The organism is Dokdonella sp., from assembly GCF_019634775.1.
Classification (GTDB): Bacteria; Pseudomonadota; Gammaproteobacteria; order Xanthomonadales; family Rhodanobacteraceae; genus Dokdonella.
In genome coordinates, this window is sequence record NZ_JAHCAS010000001.1 from 813,758 (window position 1) to 833,857 (window position 20,100).

18 protein-coding genes are annotated in these 20,100 nt (G+C 67.1%); 9 read left to right on the forward strand and 9 right to left on the reverse strand.

Annotated elements, in window-relative coordinates; all coding sequences use genetic code 11:
- Positions 1-92: 92 nt before the first annotated feature.
- The 5 genes from KF907_RS03460 to KF907_RS03480 all read left to right on the forward strand — a co-directional run bounded on the left by KF907_RS03460 (position 93) and on the right by KF907_RS03480 (position 5,207).
- A complete protein-coding gene (locus tag KF907_RS03460; RefSeq protein ID WP_291218223.1) occupies positions 93-665 on the forward strand; it encodes a YkvA family protein in 573 nt (190 codons plus the stop codon).
- 202 nt (positions 666-867) lie between these two features.
- Complete coding sequence (gene hemP / locus KF907_RS03465) at positions 868-1,071, forward strand: hemin uptake protein HemP (RefSeq protein WP_291218225.1); 204 nt, start codon at positions 868-870, stop codon at positions 1,069-1,071.
- Between the two features lie 124 nt (positions 1,072-1,195).
- Positions 1,196-3,436 (forward strand): TonB-dependent hemoglobin/transferrin/lactoferrin family receptor, encoded by a 2,241-nt coding sequence (locus tag KF907_RS03470; RefSeq protein WP_291218227.1) that lies wholly within the window; start codon positions 1,196-1,198, stop codon positions 3,434-3,436.
- A 33-nt stretch (positions 3,437-3,469) separates the two neighbouring features.
- Positions 3,470-4,141: a hypothetical protein gene (locus tag KF907_RS03475; protein WP_291218229.1), complete on the forward strand. Its 672-nt coding sequence runs from the start codon at positions 3,470-3,472 to the stop codon at positions 4,139-4,141.
- Positions 4,142-4,145: 4 nt separating this feature from the next.
- Entirely contained in the window at positions 4,146-5,207 is a 1,062-nt protein-coding gene (locus tag KF907_RS03480) for a DUF6607 family protein (protein WP_291218232.1), read from the forward strand.
- A gap of 138 nt (positions 5,208-5,345) precedes the next feature.
- Here the strand turns inward: KF907_RS03480 and trpD are convergent, their stop codons facing one another.
- The 6 genes from trpD to KF907_RS03510 all read right to left on the reverse strand — a co-directional run bounded on the left by trpD (position 5,346) and on the right by KF907_RS03510 (position 13,447).
- Positions 5,346-6,380 (reverse strand): anthranilate phosphoribosyltransferase, encoded by a 1,035-nt coding sequence (trpD, locus tag KF907_RS03485; protein WP_291218234.1) that lies wholly within the window; start codon positions 6,378-6,380, stop codon positions 5,346-5,348.
- A gap of 136 nt (positions 6,381-6,516) precedes the next feature.
- Positions 6,517-7,095: an anthranilate synthase component II gene (locus KF907_RS03490; RefSeq protein ID WP_291220232.1), complete on the reverse strand. Its 579-nt coding sequence runs from the start codon at positions 7,093-7,095 to the stop codon at positions 6,517-6,519.
- 358 nt (positions 7,096-7,453) lie between these two features.
- Positions 7,454-8,539 carry a patatin-like phospholipase family protein gene (locus KF907_RS03495; protein WP_291218236.1) on the reverse strand — a complete coding sequence of 362 codons (1,086 nt, stop codon included), beginning with the start codon at positions 8,537-8,539 and terminating at the stop codon, positions 7,454-7,456.
- A gap of 239 nt (positions 8,540-8,778) precedes the next feature.
- Entirely contained in the window at positions 8,779-10,152 is a 1,374-nt protein-coding gene (locus tag KF907_RS03500; protein WP_291218238.1) for an efflux transporter outer membrane subunit, read from the reverse strand.
- A gap of 5 nt (positions 10,153-10,157) precedes the next feature.
- Positions 10,158-12,110 (reverse strand): MacB family efflux pump subunit, encoded by a 1,953-nt coding sequence (locus tag KF907_RS03505; RefSeq protein ID WP_291220234.1) that lies wholly within the window; start codon positions 12,108-12,110, stop codon positions 10,158-10,160.
- A complete protein-coding gene (locus tag KF907_RS03510) occupies positions 12,107-13,447 on the reverse strand; it encodes an efflux RND transporter periplasmic adaptor subunit (RefSeq protein ID WP_291218240.1) in 1,341 nt (446 codons plus the stop codon). Before KF907_RS03510 ends, KF907_RS03505 begins: the two co-directional genes overlap by 4 nt.
- A gap of 456 nt (positions 13,448-13,903) precedes the next feature.
- On the opposite strand from KF907_RS03510, the gene msrA reads away from it, so the two are divergent.
- Together msrA and msrB are read left to right on the forward strand one after the other, a co-directional pair.
- A complete protein-coding gene (gene msrA / locus KF907_RS03515; RefSeq protein WP_291218242.1) occupies positions 13,904-14,560 on the forward strand; it encodes a peptide-methionine (S)-S-oxide reductase MsrA in 657 nt (218 codons plus the stop codon).
- An 83-nt stretch (positions 14,561-14,643) separates the two neighbouring features.
- Positions 14,644-15,069, forward strand: coding sequence for a peptide-methionine (R)-S-oxide reductase MsrB (gene msrB / locus KF907_RS03520; RefSeq protein WP_291218244.1), 426 nt, complete (start codon positions 14,644-14,646; stop codon positions 15,067-15,069).
- 74 nt (positions 15,070-15,143) lie between these two features.
- Here the strand turns inward: msrB and KF907_RS03525 are convergent, their stop codons facing one another.
- Positions 15,144-16,100, reverse strand: coding sequence for a serine/threonine protein kinase (locus KF907_RS03525; protein ID WP_291218246.1), 957 nt, complete (start codon positions 16,098-16,100; stop codon positions 15,144-15,146).
- 13 nt (positions 16,101-16,113) lie between these two features.
- Complete coding sequence (locus KF907_RS03530; protein ID WP_291220236.1) at positions 16,114-16,542, reverse strand: hotdog fold thioesterase; 429 nt, start codon at positions 16,540-16,542, stop codon at positions 16,114-16,116.
- A 94-nt stretch (positions 16,543-16,636) separates the two neighbouring features.
- On the opposite strand from KF907_RS03530, the gene KF907_RS03535 reads away from it, so the two are divergent.
- Positions 16,637-17,689 (forward strand): 2Fe-2S iron-sulfur cluster-binding protein, encoded by a 1,053-nt coding sequence (locus tag KF907_RS03535; protein WP_343214750.1) that lies wholly within the window; start codon positions 16,637-16,639, stop codon positions 17,687-17,689.
- A 10-nt stretch (positions 17,690-17,699) separates the two neighbouring features.
- Here the strand turns inward: KF907_RS03535 and KF907_RS03540 are convergent, their stop codons facing one another.
- Positions 17,700-18,488, reverse strand: coding sequence for an undecaprenyl-diphosphate phosphatase (locus KF907_RS03540; RefSeq protein WP_291218248.1), 789 nt, complete (start codon positions 18,486-18,488; stop codon positions 17,700-17,702).
- A 149-nt stretch (positions 18,489-18,637) separates the two neighbouring features.
- Here KF907_RS03540 and glnA point away from each other — a divergent pair, with 149 nt between their 5' ends.
- On the forward strand, positions 18,638-20,047 hold the full coding sequence (gene glnA, locus KF907_RS03545; protein WP_291218250.1) for a type I glutamate--ammonia ligase: 1,410 nt from the start codon (positions 18,638-18,640) through the stop codon (positions 20,045-20,047).
- Positions 20,048-20,100: the final 53 nt, after the last annotated feature.

Here is a 20,100-nt window from a genome sequence, read left to right on the forward strand (position 1 = left end):
CCAGCTTCACCCAGCTTCTTCCAGATTGACGCGTCCCATGGCGGCGTCTAGTCTCGGCAGCCGGTTTTCCCCCATCTAGCGGAGCGGCACCCATGTCCCTGGACATCACGATCCAACTTGGCGACGAGGATCTCGAGCACTTCATCGAGGCGATGCGGAAAGCACAGGCCAAGGCCGCCGGCATGGCAGCCGATGCGATCACCTCCGCCGCTTCGCGCCTGCTCGTCGATGTGCCGAAGGTCAAGGTGCCAGCCTTCATCCGCGACCGGCTCGAGAAGCTCGACACCATGATCCAGCTGGTCAAGGACGAGGGCTATGGCCTGCCCGACGAAGACCGCCAGCGCGTCCTCTCGTGCCTGGCTTACTTCTCCGATCCGCACGACATCATCCCGGACAGCGTGCCCGTGATCGGCTTCCTCGACGACGCGATCATGATCGAACTCTGCGTGCGCGAACTGCGTCCGGAGATCGAGGCCTATTCCGACTTCGTCCTCTACCGCAACCAGGAAGCGACGCGTCGCGGTGTCGACCCGGCCAGCCTGCGCACCCAGCGCGTCGACTGGCTCGAAACGCGGCGCCAGGAAGCACACGAGAACATGCGCCGCCGCCGCCGTGACGGCTATGGCGGCGGCGGCTGGCAGCCGACTCTGTTCCGCATGCGCTGAGTATCGAGGACAAGGGATGGGGGCTCGTCCTCCGTCCCGACCGGCGTGAGGCGCCCTGGGCATCCCGTACGCGACGATCTGCTGGGTCGGTGATGGTTGCGCGGGATTCCGCCCGTCTCGCCTGGGCCAGATCATGGTCGCTTGACTCGCAAACGCGAATCATTATCATTTCCGACGGTTCGACCCCTTCGGAGCCACGACCATGCTGAACCCGTCTGCCAGTGCCGCGCCGGTTGGCCAGGATTCCCCCGCACCATTCACCGCCACGCCCGTGCGCACCAGCGCATCGAAACGCATCGACAGCCTGCGCCTGCTCGGCGGTGGGCGTGAGCTCGTCATCGAGCACGCCGGCCAGGAATACCGCCTGCGCCTGACGCGCAACGACAAGCTCATACTGACCAAGTGACATCCCGGCAGCGATGCTGCCGTAGCCCTCTCCAACGTCGCAGCCAGCCCCGGCTCCCGTCCCGCCATCCACGGGGGTCTTCTGCCAGCCAGCGTCGCGCCCCTCTCCTGCGCCCTGGACTGCCATGCCTCCTTGCCACCGATCCGCCCTTGCCTGCGCCATCGCGCTGGCCATTCCGCATGTTGCCCTTGCCGCCGACGACCGCGGCTACCCGCTCGACATCATCAACGAGCTCGACCGCATCGTCGTCAGCGCCACGCTCAACGAACGTGCGGTGCGTGACGTCGCCAGCGACGTCAGCGTGATCGACGCGGTGGAGATCGACCGCCGCCAGGTGCAGGACATCGCCGAACTCGTGCGCTACGAACCCGGCGTGTCGGTGACCGGCAGCGCGACGCGCTTCGGCCTCGGCGGTTTCCGCATCCGCGGTCTCGGCGGCGATCGCGTGCGCATCGAGGTTGACGGCATTCCGGTGTCCGAGGAGTTTTCCATCGGCAGCTTCGCCAACGCCGGCCGCGATTTCGTCGACGTCGATGCGCTCAAGCGTGTCGAGATCATCCGCGGCGCGGCCTCTTCGCTGTACGGCTCGGACGCGCTCGGCGGGGTGGTCAGTTTCGTCACCAAGGATCCTGCCGACTATCTTGCGCAAGGCGATTCCACCTACATCGCCGGCAAGGCGCAGTACGCGAGCGTCAATCGCCAGGCCAGCCTGACCGGCACCTTCGCCGGCGGCGACGCGGCGCATGGCGTGGTCGTCATCGCCACGCATCGCGACGGCCACGCCACGGCGAACAAGGGCACGGTCGACAGCGACAACAACACGCGCACGCGGCCGAACCCGCAGGAAACCGATGCCAATGCGTTGCTTGCCAAGTACGTGCACACGGCGTCGAGCGGTCGCATCGACCGCATCACGCTCGACGGCGAAAAGGCCTCGATCGACACCAATGCGCTCAGTTCGCGCACGCAGACCGCCAATGGCACACGCACCACGTCGCTGGTCGGCAGCGACGGGCGTGAGCGCCAGCGGCTTTCGTTCGGCCAGGAGATTCCGTTTGCCTCGGCTTGGCTCGACGCGCTCGAATGGAAGGCCTGGGTACAGCAGAGCGAAACCCGCCAGGACACCCTCGAGGACCGCGCGACCGCGACCGCCGGCGTGCTGTCCAATCCGGTGCAGCGCTTCCGTCGCTTCGACTACGAGCAGCGCGTGGTCGGCACCGAACTGACCGCACGCAAGGAATGGACGGGGTCATCGGCCAAGCACGCGCTGACCTGGGGCCTCGACCTTTCGCGCACGCGCACCGAGGAACAGCGTGACGGCTTCCAGCTCAACCTGACCACCGGCGCGAGCAGCCCGAACGTGCCGCCGGATGTGTTCCCGGTGCGCGATTTCCCGATCACCGAGACCACGAACGCCGCACTGTTCGTGCAGGACGAGATGACGCTTGCCGACGGCCGTCTGACCCTGATTCCCGCGGTGCGCGTCGATTCGTACCGGCTCAACCCGAAGAACGACGCGATTTTTGCCGGCGACAATCCGGGCATCGAGCCGGAGAGTCTGGATGACCTCGGCTGGTCGCCGAAACTCGGCGCGATCTGGCGCTTCAGCCCGCACCTCAGTGTCTTCGCGCAATATGCCCAGGGTTTCCGCGCACCGCCATTCGACGACGTCAACATCGGCTTCACCAACATCGCCTTCGGCTACACCGCGATCCCCAATCCCGACCTGAAGCCCGAGACCAGCCGCGGCCTCGAACTCGGCCTGCGCGGCAGCAGCGACATCGGCTGGTTCAGCGTGTCGGCCTATGCGAATCGTTACCGTGATTTCATCGAATCGCTGGTCTTCGTCGGCATGAACGACGATGGCCTGATGGTGTTCCAGTCGCGCAATCTGAGCCGGGTGAAGATCCGCGGTGCCGAGGCACGCTATGGCATCCATCTCGGCGCCCTCACCGAAGCCCTCGACGGCTTCACCCTCAAGGGCAGCTTCGCCAGCGCACGCGGCGACGACGAAACCGCCGACGAACCGCTGGCCAGCATCGACCCGAAGAAGGCCGTGCTCGGCATCGCCTACGACCACGAACGCTGGGGCGCCGAACTTGTCGGCAGCTTCGTCGCCGCGCAGGATCGCCTGCCGAGCGGCAGCAGCGCACCGTTCGAGCCGCACGGCTATTCGACCTTCGACCTCTACACCTGGTGGAAGCCGTTCGAGCGCCTCGAACTGTTCGCCGCTGCGACCAACCTCGGCGACCGCAAGTACTGGAACTGGAGCACGGCCACCGGCCTGAGCGCGACGTCGGCCGTCCTCGACCGCTACACCGCACCGGGTCGTGCCGGCAGCATCGGCCTGCGCGTGTCGTTCTGATTTCATGGCTGGTGCGAACCACGAGGCACGACGATGAGCGACGGATACTTCGACCCGACGCTACCTGGTGGCCACGAACCGTTCGACGGCGCGCTGCCACGCCTCGACAACGAGGCATTCGCGCAAGCCAGCGCGCGTGCGGAGCGGGTCGCGCTCGACCTCGCCAACCTCGCCGAATGGCTGCCACGGCTCGGCACCGTGCTCTGGCTCGAACGCCGCGACGGTGCGCCCGGCGCACCCCAGCGCATGAGCGCCGGACCGCGCCTGATGTTGCTCGAGCACGCCGCCGCCGGCCTGCTCGCGTGCTGCGCGAGCCTGAGCGCATGGAGCAGCGTCACGCCGCAAGGCCCTCGCGAGTGGCTGTGCTTCCACGCCGATTCCGGCGCGATCCAGGCGAAGCTGTTCCTCCTGCCCGACTCCGATGTGCTCGCCTGGGATCAGATGAACGCCGCGCAGGGTCTCATCGCCGCCGAATCGTCCATGCCGGAAGGCTCGGTGCATGCCTCATTCCTGCGCCGCGCGCTGGCACGCTTCGGCAACCGCTGGCAGGCCCGCCTGCTCGCCTTCGACTTGCGCCCGCTACCATGGCTGCACACACTCGGCGCCAAGGCGCCGCTGCGCATTTCCCTGCTCGGCCTGGACCTCGCCCGCACGATCGTCCGCGACGAGAACGCCGAATGGATCTCCCCCCTCCACATTGCCTGACACCATGACCTCACGTCCGCTGATCACGCCTTTCGTCCTCGTTTCGCTGTTCATGCTGGCCGGCTGTGCCAGCGCACCGCGCAGCAAGTCCACTGCCGCGGCGCCGAAACCGCTCGCCGAAGCAGCCCCCGCGCAGTACACCTCGCCCTGCCCGAAGCCGCCGACGAACGCCGAGGAACGCTTCGAGTGCGATCGCCGTAGCATCCTCGCCATGGCCGGCGAGTTCCGCGTGCGCTTCATCTTCGACGAAACCGCCGCGCTCGCACCAGGCTACACGCCGCATCCGGCACAGCGCAGCGGCGCCACCGAACTCGTCGAAGTCGTCGAGGACACGGGCCGCAAGATCGTCCTGCAGCACATCCTGGTCATGAAGATGGGCGAGGACGTGCACGTCATCAAGCACTGGCGCCAGGACTGGCACTACGAACCGGCCGATCTGCTGCGCTATCGTGGCCGCAGCCGCTTCGAACACGAAGCGGTCGACGCGAATGCAGCGCGCGGGGCGTGGGCGCAGGTCGTCTACGAAGTCGATGACGCGCCGCGCTACAGCGGCATCGGCCACTGGACGCACAGCGACGGCGTCGATGCCTGGATGTCCGACCTCAGCCTGCGTCCGCTGCCGCGCCGCGAACATTCCAAGCGCCGCGACTACCAGGCGATCGAGGCGTACAACCGCCACACGCTGACGCCGGGCGGCTGGGTGCATGAACAGGACAACACCAAGCTCGTCATCGACGTCGACGGCAAGCGCCACGCCATCGCCCGCGAACGCGGCATCAACAGCTACACGCGCATCACCGATTTCGATTTCAACCCGGGCCGCGAATACTGGGAAAAGACAAAGGCCTACTGGGCCAGCGTGCGCGACGCCTGGGCACGCGGCGCGGCGGCGAAGGCCTCGTTCGAGCTCGAACCCGACCCCGACGACGAGCCGCGCATCAATGAGCTGTTCGGCCAGGCCGAACGTGCGCGCAAGGGTGAAACCGTGCCTGTCGCCGAGATCGAGGACGTGCTGATCCACTACGGCCTGCCGCTGACGCCGCCGGAGGGTGGGTCGGTTTATTGAGCAGCGTCGTCGGGCCGCCCCTGAAGGGGCTCCTGCGAATCACATTCGTCACAGGAGCCCGTTCACCGGCGATGCTTTTCCCACCACCCCAACGGCATCGCCCGGGAACGGGCTCCTGCCGGGAAAGAAGGGAATGCATCACCCCTTCGACAACGCGCGCGTCTGCGCGACGTAGGCGTCGAGCTTTGCACGCGCAGCACCACTGGCGATCGTCGCGCGCGCCAGCGCGATGCCGTCGGCGATGGAGCTCGCCTTGCCGGCAACGTACAAGGCCGCGCCTGCATTCAACGTGACGATGTCGCGGGCGACGCCGGGACGATCGTCCAGCGCCTCGCGCACGCGCACGCATGATTCGGCCGGGTTCTCGACGCGCAACTGCCTGCCCGAGGCCATGGCGAAACCGAACTCCTCGGGATGGATCTCGTACTCGTGCACGACGCCGTCCCTCAGTTCGCCGATCATCGTCGCGCCGCCGAGCGAGATTTCGTCCATGCCGTCCTTGCCCCAGACCACCAGCGCGCGCTCGGCGCCGAGCTCGGCGAGCACGCGCACCTGGATACCGACCAGGTCGGGATGGAACACGCCCATCAGGATATTCGGCGCGCCCGCCGGATTGGTCAGCGGCCCGAGGATGTTGAAGATCGTGCGCACGCCCATCTCGCGGCGCACGGCAGCGACTGCTTTCATCGCCGGATGATGGATCGGCGCGTACATGAAGCCGACACCGACCGCCTCGATGCAGCGCGCGACGTCGGCCGGCTGCAGTTCGATCACCGCACCAAGCGCCTCCAGTACATCGGCACTGCCGGACTTGGACGACACGCTGCGATTGCCATGCTTGGCCACGCACGCGCCGGCCGCGGCGACCACGAACATCGCCGTCGTCGACACGTTGAAGCTGTGCCCACCATCGCCGCCAGTGCCGACGATGTCGACCAGATGCTCGCGCGCGGCCACCTCGACCGGTGCGGCCAGCTCGCGCATGACGCGCGCCGCCGCCGAGATTTCCCCCACCGTCTCCTTCTTCACGCGCAAACCGGTCAGGATCGCGGCGGTCATCACCGGCGACACCTCGCCACGCATGATCTGGCGCATCAGCCCGACCATCTCGTCGTGGAAGATTTCGCGATGCTCGATCGCGCGTTGCAGGGCTTGTTGGGGCGTCATGGACATGGGCGGTCATCGAAGGATGCGAAACAAGGTGCCCCGCATTTTCCCATCTTTCCCTGTAGGTGCCCCTTCAGGGGCGATTGGCGATCTGCACGAAAAGCATCGCCCCTGGAGGGGCTCCCACGGATCATTGCAAGCCTCACCGCGCCAGGAAATTGCGCAACAGGTCGTGCCCATGCTGGGTGAGGATCGACTCCGGATGGAACTGCACGCCCTCGACGTCGAGCTCGCGATGGCGCAGGCCCATGATCTCATCGACGCCGCCGTCCTCGTCCACGGTCCACGCGGTGACCTCGAGTTCATCCGGCAACGAATCCTTCTCGACCACCAGCGAGTGGTAGCGTGTCGCCTCGAACGGATCCGGCAGGCCGCGAAACACGCCGCGACCTGCGTGATGGATCATCGAGGTCTTGCCGTGCATGATCCTTTGCGCGCGCACGACCTGGCCACCGAAGGCCTGGCCGATCGACTGGTGGCCCAGGCAAACACCGAAGATGGGCACCGTTCCGGCCAGTTCGCGCAGCACCGCGAGCGACACGCCGGCCTCGTTCGGCGTGCAAGGCCCCGGCGAGATGACGATGCGCGCCGGCGCCAGCGCGCGGATCTCCGCCACGCCCAGCTCGTCGTTGCGCACGACCTTCACCTCCTCCCCCAACTCGCCGAAGTACTGCACGAGGTTGAAGGTGAAGCTGTCGTAGTTGTCGATCATCAGCAACATGCAAAATCTCACCGCTGCGGTCAGGGCCTGCCGCACAGGGCCGCGAATTGTGCCTGAACCCGTGACCCGGGCGTTAAGGATGCTCTGATCAATCCCGCAATGGGGATACCCCGGAAGCGATCCGATGTCGCGCGCCGAGGCGAAGACGATATCGGCCACATCGCACCCCCGCACCGAAGCTGTTCGCGCTCGCCGGCCCAGTCGAGCTTGCACCGTTCCGCGTACACGTTCGGCGTGCTCGCAATCGCCGCGTTCCGCTGCGCCCGACAGTGACTGCTTGCCGTGGGGGTATGGCCGGTCTTTCGTTGCCTGGTTGGACGCTCGCCTGCTGCAACCTTTCCGCGCAGGGCAGCGGTGCTCAGTCGAGGAACTCCCTGCGCAGGTCGATCGTGCTGCGCACGCCGAGGTCGGCGTGGTGATCGGCCAGCCATTGCGCGGCGCAGGCCCGGCCGCGATCACGCAAGCCGGTGAGGAAACGCAGGTCGGCGCGGATCTTGGTCGCCGCGGCGAGCGTGCCCATGAAGCCGTCGGCGCGGACCAGGTGCACCAGCACGTGGCGCATGCGCTGCGTGTACTCGGGCCTCAGCCAGCCTTCGCTCAGTTGCCGGGTGACGAACTCGACGGCGCGCATCTCGCGCATCAGCGAGGAATTGAAGCTGATCTCGCTGACCCGGTCGGCGATCGCGGCCGGCGTCGTCGGTACTTCGTCGCGCCGGATCGGGTTGACCATGACGATGACCACATCGCGCGTGGCGGTGGCGTAGAACAGCGGGAACAGCGCAGGATTGCCCATGTAGCCGCCATCCCAGTAGTGCTCGCCATCGATCTCGACCGCATGGAAGAGGTGCGGCAGGCAGGCCGAGGCCATCACCGCGTCGAGCGACATCGCCGCATTGTCGAAGATGCGCACCTTGCCGCTGCGCACGTTGGTCGCGCACAGGAACAGCTTGATCACCGAGTGCTTGCGCAGGCGTTCGAAATCCACGCAGTCGCCAAGCAGGTCGCGCAACGGATTGATCGCGAGCGGATTGAGCTGGTACGGCGACAGCGTGCGCGCCAGCGACTCCAGCATCCATTGCTGCACGGCGAGCAGTGCCTGCGCGGCAGCGCCGTCCGCATGTGCGCCGAGCAGGTCGACCACCGGATTGGCCGCCGCGCCGAGCGCCGCCACGCGCTGCCAGAACCCGGCCAGCGCGGCGCGCGCGCCATCACGTCCGTCGAGCGAGTACCCATGAGCCAATAGCACGGCGTTCATCGCACCGGCGCTGGTTCCACAGATGCCGTCGAAGTCGATGCGCCCGTCTTCCAGCAAGCGATCGAGCACGCCCCAGGTAAACGCCCCGTGCGAACCACCGCCCTGCAGGGCGAGATTGATCGTGCGAGGTGCGCCGGAAACCGGTGGTGCGGAACTGGAACGGGACGTCGGCGGACGTGGTTTCGGCATCGAGGTTCCCTGATTTGACGACGTGCGCCGGCGCGGGCCCGATCGCCGGAGCGCAACGATACGCCAAGGCGGGAGGACGAGGCGAACGCTCGCCGAAGCCACGGATACCGCACGGAACACCGACGTGCCGGGGTCGATGGCGCGGTTGCGCCCTTGTTCGAGTGCAGCGGCCACGCACGCGTCGATGCCCTCTTCGACCACGTGGCCAGCGGCACCAGGAACGGCGCCGCCGCCCGTGCTCACGGCACGGTCGCGTCGCCGCCGAGCGCCTGGTACAGCACGACCTGGGCATTGAGTCGGGCGAGCTGCACTTCGGCGAAGGCAATCTCGGCCGAACGACGGCGTTCCTGTGCGTCGAGCCAGCCACGCAGGGCCACCGCGCCAGCCTTGTAGCGCACCTCGTTGAGGCGCTCGGAAGTGCGCGCGGCGTCGAGGGATTCGGCCAGCAGGGCCGCGCGCGCACCCAGCGCCTCGCGCGCGGCAAGCGCATTGGCGGTGTCGGCGAGCGCTTGATACAAGGTCTGGCGGAAGCCAACCACCGCTTCCTCGTACTGCGCCTCTGCCACGGCGATGTCGAGGCGACGCTGCTTGATGTCGAGGAAAGGCAGCGAAAGGCCGGCGCCGAGCGTGCCGATCGGGTTCTTCAGCACGTCGGCGAGCGAGGTGCTCGACGAACCGACACCGGCAGTGAGGCTGAGCGACGGATACCAGCTCGCACGCGTGGCATCGACACCGGCCAGGGTCGCGCGCAGGCGCAGTTCGGCCGCGCGCAGGTCCGGACGACCGCCAAGCAGGTCGGCCGGCAAGCCGGCGGCGATCGCCGGTGGCTCGCGTGTATCAAGGCGCTGCGGATCGGCGATGGTCGTGCCAGGCGGTGCATCGAACAGGATCGCGAAGGCATTGCCTGTTTCGCTGCGCTGCTGCACGAGCTGCACATGGGCGGCACGCTGGCTGACCAGGCTCTGCTCGGCATCGCTGAGTTCGAGGCGCGAGACCGCGCCGGCGGCGAACTGCGTGCGCACCAGCGCGAGCGTGCGTTCTGCATAGGCGATGCTCGCTTCGCTGGCGGCGATGCGCTGGTTGAGATAGGCGAGCTGCCAGTACAGGCCGGTGCTGGTGCCGATCAAGGCAAGGCGTGCGCTGGCGAGATCCTGTTCGCTGGCGAGCGCTTCCCAGCGGGCAGCGTCGCGCTGGCTGCCGAGCCGGCCCCACAGGTCGACCACGTAGCTCGCGCCGATCGAAGCCGAGTTCGAGCGCGCTGTCGGGCCGCCATCGTCGAGATCGCGGCTGGCATTGGCGTTGAGTCCGGCATTAAACGACGGAATCAGTGCGGTCGCGGCGAGCCCGGCCTGCAACTGCGCGCGACGCGCACGGATCGCTGCCGCGGCGAGATTGTTGTTGGCGGCAAGCGCGGCCTCGACCACGCGGTCGAGTTCGGCGTCGTCGAAACGCGTCCACCAGCGGTCGCCGGCGCGCTCCTCGGCGACCGGCGCCACCACATCCCATTGCACCGGCATGACGATGGCGGGGCGCTCGTATGGTGTGCGCACGATCGCCGAACAACCGGCGAGACCGACGAGCACGGCAGTGGAAAGGACGGCCTTGATCTTCATCACATTCATTCGCGCGCCAGTGCCTCGACAGGATCGAGCCGGGCCGCACTGCGCGCCGGCAGGAAGCCGAACACCACGCCGATCAGCGTCGAACAGGCGAACGCAACGACCATCGAGGTGACGGAATAAACCATCTGGAAGTTGCCGCCGACGCGCGCGAACACGCTGCCGATGGCGACTGCGAGCAGCACGCCGAGCAGGCCGCCGAAGAGGCAGACCAGCACGGCTTCGATCAGGAACTGCTGCAGGATGTCGCTCTGGCGTGCGCCGACGGCCATGCGCACGCCAATCTCGCGCGTGCGCTCCGTGACCGAGACCAGCATGATGTTCATCACACCGATGCCGCCAACCACCAGCGAGATCAGCGCGATCGAAGACACCAGCAGGGTCATCGTCTGCGTGGTCTGCTCGACGGTCTGGCGCACGCTGTCGATGTTGGAGACGAAGAAGTCCTGGCGGCCGTGGCGCTGCGTCAGCAGTTGCGTGATCGCCTGCTCGGCCGCAGCCATCGACACCTCGTCGCTGACGCGCACGGTGATGTTGCGCAGGTACGACTGCCCGAGCAGGCGACTCATCGCCGTCGTGTACGGCACGAATACATTGAGGTTTTCGCTGCTGCCGAAGGCGGAGTCCTTCTTTCTGGTCACGCCGATGATGCGGCAGGGCACGTTGCCGAGCAGGATGACCTGGCCGATGGCCTCGGCGCCGTTCGGGAACAGCTTGGCGCGCGTGTTCGGATCGATCACGACATCCTGCGACTGGCGGCGCACGGCATCGGCATCGAAGGCCACGCCCTCGTCGATCTCGACACCGCGCACGCGGAAGTACTGCTCGCCGACACCGGCGACCTGCGCGTTGACCGAGACGTTGCCGTAGCGCAAGGCCACGCCCGAGGACACGCCGGGGGTGACGCTGTCGACATAGTCCTGCTGAGCCAGCACGTCGGCATCGGCCGGCACCAGTGTGCGCACGCGTGCCGAACGCATGTCGCCGAAGCCTGCACCCGGATAGATGTCGATGATGTTGGTGCCGATCGAACTGATGTCGGTGAGGATGCGCTGGCGTGAACCTTCGCCGAGGGCGACCACGGACACCACCGAGGCGATACCGATGATGATGCCGAGCATGGTCAGGAACGTGCGCAGACGGTGCGCGGCCATCGCCAGAACGGCCATGCGGAAGGCCTCGGCGAAGCGATCCCAGGCAGCGCGCCAGCCCTGCGCGCCGGCCTTCGCCGCTGCGCGTGGCACTGGCGCGGCCTCGCTCTCCGTGCGCCGGTCGGCGACGATCACGCCATCGCTGATCTCGATCACGCGCCGCGCATGTGCGGCGACGTTCGCATCGTGAGTGACCAGGATGATCGTGTGGCCCTCGCCGTGCAGTTCCTTCAGCAAGGCGAGCATCTCGGCACCGCTGGCGCTGTCGAGCGCGCCGGTCGGTTCGTCGGCGAGGATGACCTCGCCGCCGTTCATCAGCGCCCGCGCGATCGAGACGCGCTGCTGCTGACCGCCGGAGAGCTGACCCGGCTTGTGGCCGAGGCGCTCGGCGAGACCGAGGCGGGTGAGTAGGGAACGCGCGCGTTCACGTCGCGCGCCTGCATCCTTGCCGGCGTAGATCGCCGGTGTCTCGACGTTGCCGAGCGCGCTCAGGTCGGGGAGCAGATGGTAGCGCTGGAAGACGAAGCCGAAATGCTCGCGACGCAGCTCGGCGAGCTCGTCGGGATCGAGGCTGCCGGTCTCGCGGCCGGCCACGCGATAGCTGCCGGCGGTCGGACGATCGAGGCAGCCGAGGATGTTCATCAGGGTCGACTTGCCGGAACCGGAAGCGCCGACGATGGCGACGAACTCGCCGGCGGCGATGTCGAGGTCGACATCGCGCAGGACGACGAGAGTCTGGTCGCCGGCCGGGTACTCCCGGCGCAGGCCACGGACCTGGAGCAGCGGCGTGGTCACGTTCAGAAGCCCATCGGTGGACGCATGCGCACGCCCGGCTGACGCGCTGCCGCCGACGCCGCCGCGCTTGCCGTGCCGGTGACCACGCGCTCGCCTTCCTGGACGCCTTCGAGGATCTGTGCGTTGACGTTGTTGTTGATGCCGACGCGCACATTGCGCGTCTCGACACTGCCATCGGGTTTGAGCACGCGCACGCTGCGCAGGCCGCCGTTGGCGGCGTCGCCGCGCGGCCGTCGCGGCATCGCGTCACTGCCGCCACGTGCGCGTTGCGGGCCGCCGGCGGTTTGCGGAGCGACGCCTTCACCACCGGCACGCGGCGTGTGCTGCGCCTGGCTCTCATCTCGCTGCGGCGCGCCAAGCGCCGAGGACGGCACCACCAGTGCATCCTTCGCCTCGGCCAACACGATGTTGACCTGTGCGGTCATGGCGATGCGCAGGCGCCCTTCCGGGTTCGGCACATCGAACAGGCCGTTGTAGTAGATCGCCGTCGACGAACTGCTCGACGCGGACGAGGCGGACGATTCGCTGGCGATCGATTCCGGTGCCGGCTCGACCGCACGCAACTCGGCGTAGTAGCGCCGGTCCGGCTCGCCGAGGATGGTGAACCAGACCTTCTGTCCGGCCTTGACCTTGGGTACGTCGGCCTCGGAAATCTGTGCCTTCACGGTCAACGTGTCGAGCTGGGCAAGCTTGACGATGGTCGGTGCAGACTGGTTGGCATTGACCGTCTGCCCCTCCTTGGTGACGACGGCGACGATGGTGCCGTCGATCGGCGCGGTGATCTTGGTGTAGCCGAGGTTGAGGCGCGCGGTGTCGACCTGGATCCGCGCCTGCGCCAACTGGGCATCGAGTGCAGCGACGTCCGCGCGCGTGGTCGCCAGCGCGGCCTCGGCGGCCTCGTACTCGGCGCGCGAGGTGGCCTCCTCGACCATCATGTCCTGCTGGCGCTTGAAGGCCAGTTCGGCCTGACGCAACGCCGCAGCGCGCGCCACGCGCTGCGCCTGCGTGGTCTGCATCGCCGCCTCGGCGTTGCGCAGCGTGTTCTGCTGCGGCAGCGAATCGATCTCGGCGATGAGCTGGCCGGCGCTGACGACGTCGCCGACATCGACCTTGAGCGAGACCACGCGCCCGGACACCTGCGCGCCGACGCTGACGAGGTTGCGCGCCTCGAGCTCGCCGGTGGCGATCACGGTGTCCTCGATGTCGGCCAGCGTCACTGGCGCGCTGACATGGCTCGCCTCGGCCTTGGCCGGGAACAGCCATGCCTTGGCCAACAGGGCGAGGGCAATTGCGACGACGACGAGGATCGCGCTGCGGACGAGGCGTTGTGTACGTATGTGCATGGTCGATCCTGGCTGGCCATGGATGGAACACGGTGTGCACCCGGCGGATGCATTCACTCCGTTCGAACCCGATCGCGTCTGACCACGCTCCTGCGCAATCAATGCTCGTAGGGGCACCCTCAGGTGCGATCGGATGCGATCGGCGGTGGCCTAGTGTGCCGTCCTGGCGTATCAAGACGTTCCGTCAGGATGCAAGGAAAACGCAAAGGCGCCTGCACAATCGGCCGGGGATGTCCTGATCAATCCCACGACGGCGTCACCGTCCTGTGCGGGCGCAGATCAAGGCGCGACGGCGAAGGCAGGCTGGTCGTCCGTCGAGCCGGCGCAACGCCGAGCTGCGCCCGCACAGGACGGCCCCAACCTTTTGATTCCCTATGCCGGGGTTGATCAGGGCATCCCTTGAAATGCGCTGGCTACGGGTGCATCAATGCACCATCCTTCCGACCGGATCGGTGCATGAGCCTCGTCTGTGACCTTCCCGGCGCCAACCTCGCGATCGCGCGCGGCGCCTTTCCGAATCCCGAGCGCGACATCGATCCGGCCTCTGCCGGCGGTGCCCAACTCGCCGTGCTCGCCGGCGGCTGCTTCTGGTGCGTCGAGGCGGTATTCAGGGAACTCGACGGTGTCGTCGAGGTACTGCCGGGCTACAGCGGCGATGGCGCGCACAATGCCGACTACAAGACCGTGTGCAGCGGCACGACGAATCATGCCGAGGTGGTCTCGATCCGCTTCGACCCTCGGCGCATCAGTTATGGCCAGTTGCTCAAGGTGTTCTTCTCGGTGGCCCATGATCCGACCCAGAAGGACCGCCAGGGCGAGGACCGCGGTCGCCAGTACCGCTCGGCGATCTTCCACGTCGACGCCGCGCAGAAGGACGTCGCCGAAGCCTACATCCGCCAGCTCGACAGCGCCGGCGTGTTCCACGCACCGATCGTCACCGAGGTGGTGCCGCTGGACACCTTCCACGTCGCCGAGGCCTATCATCACAACTACGCCGAGCTGCACCCCGAACAGGGCTACATCGCAGCGGTCGCCCTGCCCAAGGTCGCCAAGCTGCGCGAGAAGTACGCCGACAAGCTCAAGGGCGCTTCAATCAAGGCCGATCGCGACTGAAGTCGCTCCCGCAGGGCTTTGATTTTGCGGGAGCGACTTCAGTCGCGATCCGACGAACCAGAGCACAGCCACGGAAACGCCAAGTGACCACATCCGCCAGCGGCCACGACATCACCCCACTCGATGCCGGCGAGGTCGAACGCCTTGCCGCCGCACTGAGCCCCGAGGAACGCCGCGTCATCCTCGACCACGGCACCGAGCGACCGTTCTGCGGCGGTCTCCTCGACAACCATCGCGACGGCACCTACACCTGCCGCCTGTGTGCACTGCCGTTGTTCCGCTCCGATGCCAAGTTCGACTCCGGCAGCGGCTGGCCGAGTTTCTTCCGACCGTTCGACCTGCAGCACATCCGCGAGATCCGCGACACCAGCCACGGCATGATCCGCACCGAGATCCGCTGTGCACGCTGCGACGGCCACCTCGGCCATGTTTTCCCGGACGGACCGTTGCCGACCGGGCTGCGCTATTGCTTGAATTCGCTGGCGATGCGGTTCGAGGAAGAACCGTAGTTCCGGCATTCGTGGCACATGCATGCGAGTCGCGCACCGGGTGCGCCTCTGTTCGCACGGGAATGGCGCCGATTTCAATCCAGCGCCAGCGCCTCGGCGAGGTCGTTGCAATGCTGCTCCCACCAGCGCGCCTCGCCGACCTGCGGGAAGGCCTGCGGGAACGCGGGATCGGGCCAGCGCGCGGCGACCCAGCCGGCCCAGTGCACCTGGCGCATCAGGCGCAGCGGTTCGATCAGAGCAAGTTCAGTCGCGTCGAAATCACGGAATTCGGCATAGCCCTCGAGCAGGGCGTCGAGTGCCTCGCGGGTCGGCGCGAGCATCCACAGGTCCTGCACGGCCGGGCCCATGCGTGCGTCGTCGAGATCGACGAAATGCGGCCCGGCATCGGTCCACAGCACGTTGCCGAGATGGCAGTCGCCGTGCAGGCGCAGGCGCGCGACCGGACCGACCGCAGCGAAGCGTGCATCGAGCATGTCGGCGAGATCGGCGACAAGACGCTGGTAGCGGCCTTCCAGCATCGGCGGCACGAGGTTGGAGGCGAACACCTTGCGTGCGGCATCCCGCACGAAGCCGTCGACGTCGATCGCCGGCCGTGCCGTGAACGCGCGGCGTGCGCCAACCGCGTGCAGGCGCGCGAGCAGTCGGCCCATCCAGGCCAAGTGATCAGCCGACTCCAGTTCGGGTGCACGACCGCCCTGGCGCGGATACAGCGCGTAGCGGAATCCCTCGTGCACGAACAGGCTGCAACCATCGACGAGCAGCGGTGCGACCATCGGCAGCTCCGCCTCGGCGAGTTCGTGAGCGAACCCATGCTCCTCGTCGATCGCCGCATCGCTCCAACGGCCGGGCCGGTAGAACTTGGCGACCAGCGGGCGCGCATCCTCGATGCCGACCTGGTAGACGCGGTTCTCGTAGCTGCCGAGTGCGAGCAGACGACCGTCCGGTTCGAAGCCGACCGCGGCGACCGCGTCGAGAACGGTGTCGGGATCGAGTCGCGCGTAGGGTGCGGCGCTGCAGGCCTGCTTCTTCATCGTCGCGCGGCGCTCAGGCCTTGCGCGGCACCACGGCCATGGTCAGGCGCGAGATGCAGACGAGCCGTTGCTGTTCGTCCTCGATGCGGATTTCCCAGACCTGGGTCGAGCGTCCGAGATGCAGCGCGCGGGCGGTGCCGGTGACGAGACCTTCGGTCACCGCGCGCACGTGGTTGGCGTTGATGTCGAGACCGACCGCCATCTCGCGCGAGATGTCAAGGGTAAGGTTGGCGGCCATGCTACCCAGTGTTTCGGCAAGCGCCACCGAGGCACCGCCATGCAGCAGGCCGAACGGCTGGTGCGTGCGCGCATCGACCGGCATGGTGCCGCGCAGCCAGTCGTCGCCGACTTCGGTGACGCGGATGTCGAGATGCTCGACCAGCGTGCCGCTACGGCTCGCATTGATGCGATCGAGATCGATCGCCTGGCTCCATAGGGACATCGTCACCTCGACTGCAGTGGGGCGCGCAATATAGCGCGGACTGCACGCGCCGCCGCGCTTTCGGCACAATCACCTCTTTCCCGCGGATGTGCCTGTGATCCATACCGTCACCCTTGCCGCGAGCGGCCGCAGCTTCACCGTGCGTGCCGACGAATCGATCCTCGCCGCCGCCCAACGCGCCGGGATCGCGCTGCCGTACTCGTGCCAGTCCGGCGTCTGTGGCAGTTGCAAGGCGACACTCGTCGAGGGCGAGTGCGCCTATCCGTTCAACCCGCCGGTCGCGCTCGACGCCAGTGAAAAGGCGAAGCACCAGATCCTGCTCTGCCAGGCCGTGCCCCGCGGCGACCTCGTCATCGCCGCGCGCGAAGTCGCCTCGGTCGCCGACATCCCGAAGCGCGTGATGACCCTGCGCCTCGTCGACAAGGTGCTGCTCGGCGCAGACGTTGCACGCCTGCGCCTGCTTGGCGTGCGCGGTGAACGCATGCGCCGCCTGCCCGGCCAGTACCTCGACGTGCTGCTCGACGACGGCCGGCGGCGTGCGTTCTCGATCGCCAATGCGCCGCATGACGACGATGCGATCGAGCTGCACGTGCGCCGCGTTGCCGGCGGTGGATTCACCAGCCACGTGTTCGGATCAATGGCGGTCGGCGACAGTCTGCGCGTCGAAGGTCCGCTGGGTACCTTCGTGCCGCGCGAGGACCGCGAACGGCCGATCCTGATGGTCGCTGGTGGTACCGGCTTCGCTCCGGTCAAGGCCTTGGTCGAACACTTCCTGCATCTCGGCTCACGCCGGCCGATCACGCTGTACTGGGGCGCGCGTGCGGCCGACGAGCTCTACCTGCGTGCCCTGCCCGAACGCTGGCAGCGGGAGACTGCCACGTTCCGTTTCGAACCAGTCATCAGCGACGCTGCTTGCGCCAACGGCCTGCGCAGCGGCTTCGTCCACGAGGCCGTGCTCGAGGATCATCCCGACCTGTCCGTCTTCGACGTCTACATGAGCGGTCCGCCCGCGCTGATCGACGCGGGACGCCGCCTGTTCGTGCAGGCGAACCTCCCCGACGACCGGCTCTACTACGATTCGTTCGACTACGCACCGGACGTGCTCGCCGAACTGCTGCGCAGCCGCGCCGGCATCCACGGCCTCTGAGGCCGCCGTTTCACCCGCCCGTCGGCACGATCAACAGCAACACCACCCCGAACACGATGCGATAGATCGCAAACGGCGTGTAGCTGTGGCGCTTGATGTAGCCGAGCAGCCAGCGCACGGCGACGAAGCCGGTCACGGTCGCGCTGGTGAAGCCGAGCACGAGTGCGCCCCAGTCCTCGTGTGCGCCGACGGACAACTGCTTGAGGATTTCGTAGCCGCTGGCGGCGAACATCGTCGGGATGCCGACGAGGAAGGCGAACTCGGTGGCGGCCGGACGGTCGTTGGCACCGGCGAGCAAGGCGGTGAAGATCGTTGCCGCCGAGCGCGAGGTGCCGGGGAAGATCGCCGCGACGATCTGGGCAAGGCCGACCAGGATCGCCACCTTCCAGGTGATCGCCGTGCCGGGCGGGCGCGACTTCGCGATGCGCTCGGCGGCCAGGATCCAGAAACCCCCGATGATCAGGGCCAGGGCAACCGGCGTGACCGCATCGGGCAGGGTGAAACCGAGTTTCTTGACCGTGTAGCCGAGCACGGCGGTGATGGCGAAGGCGAGTCCGATCTTGGCGAGATAATCGCGGTTGGCGGGCTCGCGCCAACGCGTGAGCAGTGCCCACAAGCGCTGCCGGTAGACCAGGGTGACGGCAAGAATTGCGCCGGCCTGGATGACGATGGTGAAGGTTTCCGAGCGCTGGCCGAGCCAGTGTTGGGCGACCAGCAGGTGGCCGGTGCTCGAGATCGGCAGGAACTCGGTCAGGCCTTCGACCAGGCCGAGCAGGATGACGACGAGGAAATCGGGCACGGGGTGCTTCCGCGAAAAGCCGGCGCGAAGCATAGGCGAGAACGCCTGCGCCTGCGCGGCGCGCATTGGAACGGTCATGCGTCGATGCCACAATCGCGCCCCCGTCGGGGCATCCGCGCCCCGTCCGTCCATTCCGCGAGGCTTCCCCCATGTCCGTTTCCGCTGTCCTCCAGTTGGTCAAGGACGAAAACGTCCGTTTCGTCGACTTGCGTTTCACCGACATGCTTGGCAAGCAGCACCACGTGACGTTCCCGGCGCACACCCTCGACGAGGCATTCTTCGAGGACGGCAAGATGTTCGATGGCTCGTCGATCGCCGGCTGGAAAGGCATCGCCGAGTCCGACATGGTGCTGATGCCGGATCCGTCGACCGCGCTGATCGACCCGTTCATGGCCGACCCCACCCTGGTGCTGTCCTGCGACGTACTCGAACCGCACACGATGCAGGCCTATTCGCGTGATCCGCGCTCGTTGGCCAAGCGCGCCGAGGCCTATCTCAAGTCCACCGGCATCGCCGACACGGCGTTCTTCGGCCCGGAGCCCGAGTTCTTCATCTTCGATTCGGTGCGCTGGCAGAACGACATGGGCCGCGTGTTCTTCGAGGTCGAGTCCGAGGAGGCCGCATGGTCCTCGCGCGACCGTGTCGAGGGCGGCAACAGCGGCCATCGCCCCGGCGTGAAGGGCGGCTATTTCCCGGTGCCGCCGGTGGATTCGTTCCAGGACCTGCGCGGCGAGATGTGCAAGGTGCTCGAACAGCTCGGCCAGGTCGTCGAAGTACATCATCACGAGGTCGCCACTGCCGGCCAGTGCGAGATCGGTACGCGCTTCAACACGCTGGTGAAGAAGGCCGACGAGCTGATCACGATGAAGTACGTGATCCGCAACGTCGCCCACCAGTACGGCAAGACCGTCAACTTCATGCCGAAGCCGCTGGTCGGCGACAACGGCTCTGGCATGCACGTGCACCAGTCGCTGGCCAAGGGCGGGGTCAACCTGTTCGCCGGCGATCTTTACGGCGGCCTCTCGCAGACCGCGCTCTGGTACATCGGCGGCATCTTCAAGCATGCCCGCGCGATCAACGCCTTCACCAACTCGACGACCAACAGCTACAAGCGCCTCGTGCCGGGCTTCGAGGCGCCGGTCATGCTGGCTTATTCGGCGCGCAACCGTTCGGCGAGCTGCCGCATTCCGTTCGTGCACAGTCCAAAGGCACGCCGCATCGAGATCCGCTTCCCTGATCCGGTCAACAGCGGCTATCTGACCTTTGCCGCACTGCTGATGGCCGGCCTCGATGGCATCCTCAACAAGATTGACCCGGGTGCGCCGTCGGACAAGGATCTCTACGACCTGCCGCCCGAGGAGGAGAAGCAGATCCCGACCGTCTGCCACTCACTCGACCAGGCTCTCGAGGCGCTCGACCGTGACCGTGACTTCCTCAAGGCCGGCGGCGTGTTTTCCGACGACTTCATCGACGGCTACATTGAACTGAAGATGCAGGAGGTCACTCGCTTCCGCGCCTCGACCCACCCGCTCGAATACCAGATGTACTACGCGATCTGACCACCGCGTGGTGTGCGCATGAGGGACGGAACGCGGCGATCCGGCAACGATGC